We start from the raw sequence: 7,377 nt of genomic DNA, 5'->3' as shown, positions 1-7,377 counted from the left end.
GAAAGGCCCCCGGCGGCGCCCCCAGCCAATGCCAGCATGGCCGAAGGCACCGCGAGGATCAGCCCGCGCAACAGCAGGTTGCCCGGCAGGCGCAGCGCGCTGGGGCGCGAGGCCACGCGGCCGGCGCGCAGGGCCTTGCGCGACAGGGCACCGGGCACCAGCGTGCTCATGAACGCCACGGCAAAGGCCTGCGGCCCGAAATCGAAGACGTAGTGGCCCATGCCCCAGATCGGCACCGGCCCGTGCAGTCCGAATACGGCAAGGAAAAATACACCGCTCAGCACGGTATTGATCACCATGCTGATCGCCGTTTCGCGGCGGATATGCAGGTCTGCATTGGTCATCTGCGCTTCTCTCCCCCAGGCACGCATTCCTATGCGGCCCGTGTTACAGCAACGCGGTGGCCGGTCCATCCCCTTCGCAGCGAACCACATCATGAAATGCATCGATCAGCCAGCGCAGGCCGGCGTCTTCGGCGCGGGCCCGGTGGAACTGTGCCATTTCCAGCATGGGCGGCATGGCAAAGGGCAGTGGTGAAACGGCCACGGGCCAATGCCGGGCCGCCTTGGCCGCCAGGCGCGCATGCATCACCGCCAGGCGCGTGGTGCCCACCAGCAGTTCGGGAATGATGGTAAAGCCGGAAACCCGCACTTCCACCCGCCGCGTGATGCCCTGGGCGCGCATATAGCTTTCGGCAAAGGACACGCGGTTGAACCGCCCGATCTCCACCGCCACATGCCCGGCGGCCACGAACGCTTCCACATCGATCGGCTTGGCCATGACCGGATTGTCACGCCAGCCGACCACCACGTGGTGTTCTTCAAACAGCAGTTCGGCGGGATGTTCGTCGCTGACATAGCTTTCCGGTGTCAGCAGCAGGTCGATCTCGCCCCGATCGAGCCGCTGCGTGGCATCGTCGCTCAGCGGGATCACGTCGATCCCCACGCCCGGCGCCACCCGCGCCAGATGCGGCAGCAGCGGCGCCAGCAAAACGCTGGCTAGATAGTCTGACAGGCAGATGCGGAAATCGCGCGTGCTGGTGGCCGGATCGAAATGTGGCGAACTGCCGACCAGGCCATCGACATCGTTGAGGATGGCGCGGATGGCCGGCTGCAGGCGCAGGGCAAATGGCGTGGGCATCATGCGCTTGCCGTTCTGCACCAGCAGCGGATCGGCGAAGAACGTGCGCAGCCGGGACAGCGCCGCGCTGATCGCCGGCTGGCTGAGGCTGAGATGCTCGGCGGCGCGCGTGACGTTGCGCAGATCGAGCAGCGCATCGAGACAAACCAGCAGATTGAGATCGAGTCCCTTGAAGCGCATTGCACACCATAATTCTGACAAATCGAAACCGATAAAAACAAATCATTTCCATTATGACAAGGCGGTGGCGATGCTTGCGCCCATAAAAAGCACAAGAGGGAGAGGCATCTTGCACTTCGACATTCGCCCCGCGGTATCGATCGTGGCCCTGGCCGCAGCGCTTGCCATGCCGGCCGCTGCCCATGCCGCATCGGCCCAATCGCCAGATGGACCAGCCCAGCAGGCACCTGCTGCCGCCGCGCCGGAACAACCGCAGGCTGGCCTTGCCGAAATCGTGGTGACCGCCCAGCGCCGCACCGAAAACCTTCAGCGCGCGGCCATTCCGGTCAGCGCCGTGGCCGGTGACGTACTGACCACGCAGAGCGTGACGCGGGCCGATGACCTGACCCGCCTGGTCCCGGCACTGCAGGTAGCGCCGGCGGCCTCGTTCACCCAGATCTATCTGCGCGGGATCGGCACGTTCGGGGCGAATGCCTTTGCCGAACAGGGCGTGGCGTTCAACCTCGACGGCGTCTACCTGTCGCGCCCCGCTGCCCCGGCGGCGCTGTTCTATGATCTTGAGCGGATGGAAGTGCTCAAGGGGCCACAGGGCACGCTCTATGGCCGCAATGCCACGGGCGGCGCGGTCAACCTGATCACGGTAAAGCCCAAGCTGGGCGAGGCATCCGGCTTCGTCACCGGGGAATACGGCAATTACAACGCGATCAAGGCATCGGGCGCGATCAACCTGCCGCTCGGCAGCCAGGCAGCCCTGCGCATTTCGGCCCAGCATGCCCAGCATGACGGCTATTACAGCGACGGCTATGACGACGAGGACACGACCGCCGTGCGCGGGCAACTGCGCTTTGACACCGGCGACGGCTTCAACGCCAACCTGATGGTCGATTATGGCGATGTTGGCGGCAAGGGCCTGGGCGGCACGATCATGCCGCTGCTGGCGGGCAAAGACCGCCTTGGCCCCAGCGATCCGCGTGTCCTCGCTGAATACCTGTCACGCGCGCCCACCGCGCCCGTGCCGCAGATCATCGCGCGCGGCGATGGCTATCAGAACAACAAGTATTACGGCGCGCTGGTCACGGTGAATGCCGATCTGGGCTTTGCCAAGCTCACGGTCATTCCGGCGTGGCGGCGCACTGACCTCGACTTTGTCAACTACTCGTCCAGCTTCCTGATCGACGTGACGGAAAAGTCTGACCAGATGTCGCTCGAAGCGCGTCTGGGCAACCAGAATGCGCAGCTCAAGTGGGTGCTGGGCAGCTATTATTTCACCGAAAGCGTCAAGGCGAAGCAGTTCTTCGACCAGGGCAACAACGGCACGCGGATCAATTCCAACCTGGGTACGGACAGCTATGCCGTGTTTGGCGAGGCGACTTATTCACTGACCCCGCGTTGGCGGCTGACCGGCGGCCTGCGCTATACCCACGATACCAAGACGCAGCAGACCGAAGCGCACACCTATCCCTTCGTCGGGTTCGTGCCCCCGGCCTATCCCAACTTCACGCCGATCGTCCTCGACCTGGCGACCAACGCCACCACCGATGTGAATTTCAGCAAGGTGACGTGGAAGGCCGGCATGGAGTTCGACGCCGGGCCGCATTCGCTGCTCTATGCAACCGTGTCCACCGGCTTCAAATCGGGCATCCTGTTTTCCGCGCTGGGGCAGAACTATTCGCGCCCTGAACGGCTGACGGCCTATACCATCGGCACCAAGAACCGCTTCTTTGCCAATACGCTGCAGGTCAACGTCGAAGGCTTCTACTGGGACTATCGCGACCAGCAGATTTCTCATCTTGCGCCCGTGCAGGTGGCGGCAACGCCGGCCGGCGCGATCTATGGCCCGGTCTTTGCCACGGAAAATGCGGGCGCGGCCAAGCTCTATGGCGCAGAAGCCGAAGTGCTGTGGCAACCCACGCGCAACGACCTGTTCTCGCTGAACGTGCAATACCTGCACGCCACGTACGACAGCCTGCAGTACAAGGCCTACTCCACCACTGGGCCCGCGCCCGTGGTGGGCTGCGCGATCACGCCCACGACACTGATGGGCGCGAGTGCGGCGGCGCGCATCTACAACGTCGATTGCTCGGGCAAGTCGCTGGTCAATGCGCCGCGCTGGGTGGTCAATGCAGGGTATGACCATACATTCGACATCGGCAGCGCCGGCCGGATCATCGCGGCGGTTGACACCCGCGTGGAAAGCTCGCGCTATCTTTCGATCGACTATCTCGATCTGGGCCGCCAGGGCGCCTACATGATGTCGAACGCGCGGCTGACCTGGGAAAATGCGCCCGGTTCGCTGGCGATCACCGGCTTTGTCAACAACCTGGAAAACGCGCTGGTCTTTGCCAATTCCACGCAAAGCCCCGGCAAGCCCGGCGTGATCTACAACCAGATGCGCCCGCCGCGCACCTATGGCGTGCGCGGAACGCTCAAGTTCTAGGCTGCCGTCCACCGCGCTGCTATGAAAAAGGGGCCGTGCCCATATGGGCCGGCCCCTTTTTTATTGCGGCATCAAGCCCGTGATCAGAACACGATGACGCTGCGGATCGACTTGCCGGCGTGCATCAGGTCGAACGCGGTGTTGATCTCTTCCAGGCCCATGACGTGGGTGATCATCGGATCGATCTCGATCTTGCCCTGCATGTACCAGTCAACGATCTTGGGCACGTCGGTGCGGCCCTTGGCGCCGCCGAACGCCGTGCCGCGCCAGTTGCGGCCGGTGACCAGCTGGAACGGACGGGTGGCGATTTCCTTGCCGGCTTCGGCCACGCCGATGATGATGCTGGTGCCCCAGCCACGATGGCAGGCTTCCAGCGCGGGGCGCATCACTTCGGTGTTGCCGGTGGCGTCAAACGTGTAATCCGCGCCGCCATCGGTCATTTCCACGACCTTGGCCACGGTTTCCTCGCGGCTCAGGCCCTTGGAATTGAGGAAGTCGGTCATGCCGAAGCGGCGGCCCCATTCCTCACGCTCGGGATTGAGGTCGACGCCGATGATCTTGCCCGCGCCAGCCAGGCGCGCGCCCTGGATCACGTTGAGACCGATGCCGCCCAAGCCGAACACCACGACATTGTCACCCACCTGGACCTTGGCAGTGTTGACCACCGCGCCCACACCCGTGGTCACGCCGCAGCCGATGTAGCAGCTGGTCTGGAACGGGGCGTCTTCGCGGATCTTGGCCACCGCGATTTCGGGCAGCACGGTGAAGTTGGAGAACGTGGAGCAGCCCATGTAGTGATAGATCGGCTGGCCCTTGTAGGAAAAGCGCGTGGTGCCATCGGGCATCAGGCCCTTGCCCTGCGTGGCGCGGATCGCGGTGCACAGGTTGGTCTTGCCCGAAAGGCAGCTTTTGCACTGGCGGCATTCCGGCGTGTAGAGCGGGATCACGTGATCGCCGGGCTTCACGCTGGTGACGCCGGGGCCAACCTCGCGCACGATGCCGGCGCCTTCATGGCCCAGCACCGACGGGAAGATGCCTTCGCTGTCCAACCCGTCGAGCGTGTAGGCGTCGGTGTGGCACACGCCAGTGGCCATGATTTCCACCAGCACCTCGCCCGCCTTGGGGCCTTCGAGATCGAGTTCAACGATCTCAAGCGGTTTCTTGGCCTCAAAGGCCACGGCGGCACGGGTCTTCATGAAGGTATCCTCCTTATCGATCGCAGTGGCCTACATCATTGCATGGCAGGCACAAAGAGCGCATTTGCGCAAAAGTTCGTTGCTTACTTGGGATAATGCCATGTCGGACTGGGATGGGCTGGAAGAACTTGTCGCGATTGCCGAAAACGGCACTTTCGCGGCCGCCGCGCGCAAGCTGCGGCGTTCCACCTCGCACGTTAGCCGGGCGATTGCCCAGTTGGAACACCGCACTGGAACCACCCTGCTGCACCGCACGACGCGCCAGGTCTCGCTGACGGCGGCCGGGCGCGAACTGACCGAGCGCGCGCGGCGCATCATCGACGAGCGCGATGCAGCGCTGGCCGTGGCCAGCGGCGATACCGGTCTGCGCGGATCGTTGCGCATCACCTGCCCCACGGCACTGGGGGAATACTTCATCGCCCCGCTGGCGCTGCGCCACGCCATGGCCAACCCCTCGCTCGACGTGACGCTCGATTTCAGCAACCGCGTGGTCGATATCGTCGCCGAAGGGTTTGATGTGGCGATCCGCACCGGGCCGCAGGGCGATCTGCGCTTGGCGGCCCATCACCTGGGTGGGCGCAACCTGGTGACCTGCGCCGCGCCTGCCTATCTCGCGCAGCGCGGCCGCCCGGCCGAGATCGAAGAACTGGATCACCACGACTGCCTGGTCGGATCGGCCGATGTCTGGCATTTCCGCCGTCATCGCGCGGAAACGACCTATCAGCCGCAGGGCCGCTGGCGCTGCAACAATGGCCCGGCGGTGACGGCGGCGGCGGTGGCCGGGCTGGGCATCTGCCAGGTGCCGGATTTCTATGCGGCGGCTGCCTTGACCCAAGGGCGGCTGGAGCCCGTGCTGGAGGCGTTCCGCGCCACCGAGGAAGCCGTCTGGGCCATGCACCCACGCCGCCGCCTGGTGCCGCGCAAGGTCACCGATTTCATTGCGCTTCTGGCGGCCGAACTGCCTGCCGCGATGGCGCGTGGCCTTACGCCAGCGGATCATCCCGGCGCGTGTCCTTGAGCATCAGGCCCGCGACCAAGGCAACTGCGGCCAGCACGGTAACATACCAATAGAACCCGCTTTCATGGCCGATCTGCTTGAAGCCGAGCGCCACGTTTTCCGCCGTGCCACCAAACAGTGCGTTGCCTACGCCATAGGCGAGGCCCACGCCCAGCGCGCGAACATGGACGGGAAACAGCTCTGCCTTGAACAGCCCGCTGACCGAGGTGTAGAAACTGTTGATCACGAGGCCGGCCATGACCAGCAGCCCGGCCACCCACACGCTGCGGCTTGCCGCCAGCGCGGTGAAGATCGGTACGGTCAGCAGCATGGCGAGCGCAGCAAACAGCACGATGTTGGAGCGGCGGCCGATCCGGTCTGACAGCGCGCCCATTACCGGCTGGATCAGCATGAACGCCACCAGCACTACCGTCATCAGCAAGGTTGCGTCGGGCTTGGTCATGCCCACGGTCAGGACGAGGTATTTCTGCATATAGGTGGTGAAGGTATAAAACGACAGGCTGCCCCCGGCCGTGAGCGCCATGACCAGCAGGAACGGGCGGGTGTGATGGGCGAACAGTTCGCGCAGGGTGCCGGCACCGGCCCGCCCTTGCGCGGCCTGCCCGGTTTCGTGCATGTGCCGCGACAGCCACAGGATCAGCGCCGCACCGCCCGCGCCGATGACAAAGCCAATGCGCCAGCCATAGGCTTTCATCGCTCCCTCGCCCAACAGGTGTTGCAAGGCCAGGATCACCAGCGTGGCCAGCAGTTGCCCGCCAATCAGCGTGACATACTGGAACGAGGCCCAGAACCCGCGCCGCCCGCGCCCGGCGATCTCGCTAAGGTAAGTGGCTGCGGTGCCATATTGCCCACCGGTGGAAAAGCCCTGGAGCATCCGTCCCAGGAGCAGCAGCGCGGGCGCGGCAATCCCCACCTGGCGATAGGTCGGTAGCGCCGCGATCAGCAGGGCGCCCAGCCCCATCATCAGCACCGAGACGACCATGGCCCGTTGCCGCCCGTGGCGATCGGCAAAGCGGCCGAAATACCAACCGCCGATCGGGCGCAGCAGAAAGCCCACCGCAAAGATGCCACTGGTCGCCATGACCTGAACCAGGGCGTTGCTTTCCGGGAAAAATTCCGCCGAAAAATAGAGCGCGGTAAAGGCGTAGATATAGAAATCGTACCATTCGATCAGGTTGCCGGCCGACCCGGCCAGGATCGCGCGCAGGCGCTGCGCATCGGTGATGGCGGCAGCTTCGCCCCGGTCTGCATGGCTGGCCATGGCCCACATTCTCCCGTGATACGATCAGGTTGCCTTCCCGCTTTAGCTGCCTGGCCTGTCTCCGCAACCACAATGCCCTTGCGATCTCAGATGCAAAGGCCCTATGCAGGCCGCGAGCACGGAGCAGCGGCGGGGGCGATACGGG

6 protein-coding genes are annotated in these 7,377 nt (G+C 64.5%); 2 read left to right on the top strand and 4 right to left on the bottom strand.

All coding sequences use genetic code 11. The features are described from left to right. The coding region (locus H926_RS31260) for a hypothetical protein (protein ID WP_022678296.1) at positions 1 to 344 on the bottom strand (344 nt) is incomplete at its 3' end. A 43-nt stretch (positions 345 to 387) separates the two neighbouring features. Continuing rightward, positions 388 to 1,320, bottom strand: a complete 933-nt coding sequence (locus tag H926_RS0122755; protein ID WP_022678295.1) for a LysR family transcriptional regulator — start codon at positions 1,318 to 1,320, stop codon at positions 388 to 390. 109 nt (positions 1,321 to 1,429) lie between these two features. On the opposite strand from H926_RS0122755, the gene H926_RS0122750 reads away from it, so the two are divergent. After that, positions 1,430 to 3,757 (top strand): TonB-dependent receptor, encoded by a 2,328-nt coding sequence (locus tag H926_RS0122750; RefSeq protein ID WP_022678294.1) that lies wholly within the window; start codon positions 1,430 to 1,432, stop codon positions 3,755 to 3,757. Between the two features lie 83 nt (positions 3,758 to 3,840). Here H926_RS0122750 and H926_RS0122745 read toward each other — a convergent pair whose 3' ends face one another. Then, positions 3,841 to 4,953, bottom strand: coding sequence for an S-(hydroxymethyl)glutathione dehydrogenase/class III alcohol dehydrogenase (locus tag H926_RS0122745; RefSeq protein WP_022678293.1), 1,113 nt, complete (start codon positions 4,951 to 4,953; stop codon positions 3,841 to 3,843). 100 nt (positions 4,954 to 5,053) lie between these two features. Here H926_RS0122745 and H926_RS30020 point away from each other — a divergent pair, with 100 nt between their 5' ends. Next, a complete protein-coding gene (locus tag H926_RS30020) occupies positions 5,054 to 5,971 on the top strand; it encodes a LysR family transcriptional regulator (RefSeq protein ID WP_022678292.1) in 918 nt (305 codons plus the stop codon). On the opposite strand, the gene H926_RS0122735 is transcribed toward H926_RS30020, so the two are convergent. Beyond that, a complete protein-coding gene (locus H926_RS0122735) occupies positions 5,937 to 7,232 on the bottom strand; it encodes an MFS transporter (RefSeq protein WP_028658393.1) in 1,296 nt (431 codons plus the stop codon). The two genes, H926_RS30020 and H926_RS0122735, sit on opposite strands and share 35 nt — an antisense overlap. Positions 7,233 to 7,377: the final 145 nt, after the last annotated feature.

The sequence above is a fragment of the Novosphingobium sp. B-7 genome (assembly GCF_000410615.1).
In the GTDB taxonomy this organism is placed as follows: domain Bacteria; phylum Pseudomonadota; class Alphaproteobacteria; order Sphingomonadales; family Sphingomonadaceae; genus Novosphingobium; species Novosphingobium capsulatum.
Note: the sequence above shows the minus strand (reverse complement) of the source record. Positions and strands in the feature narration are given on the sequence as shown.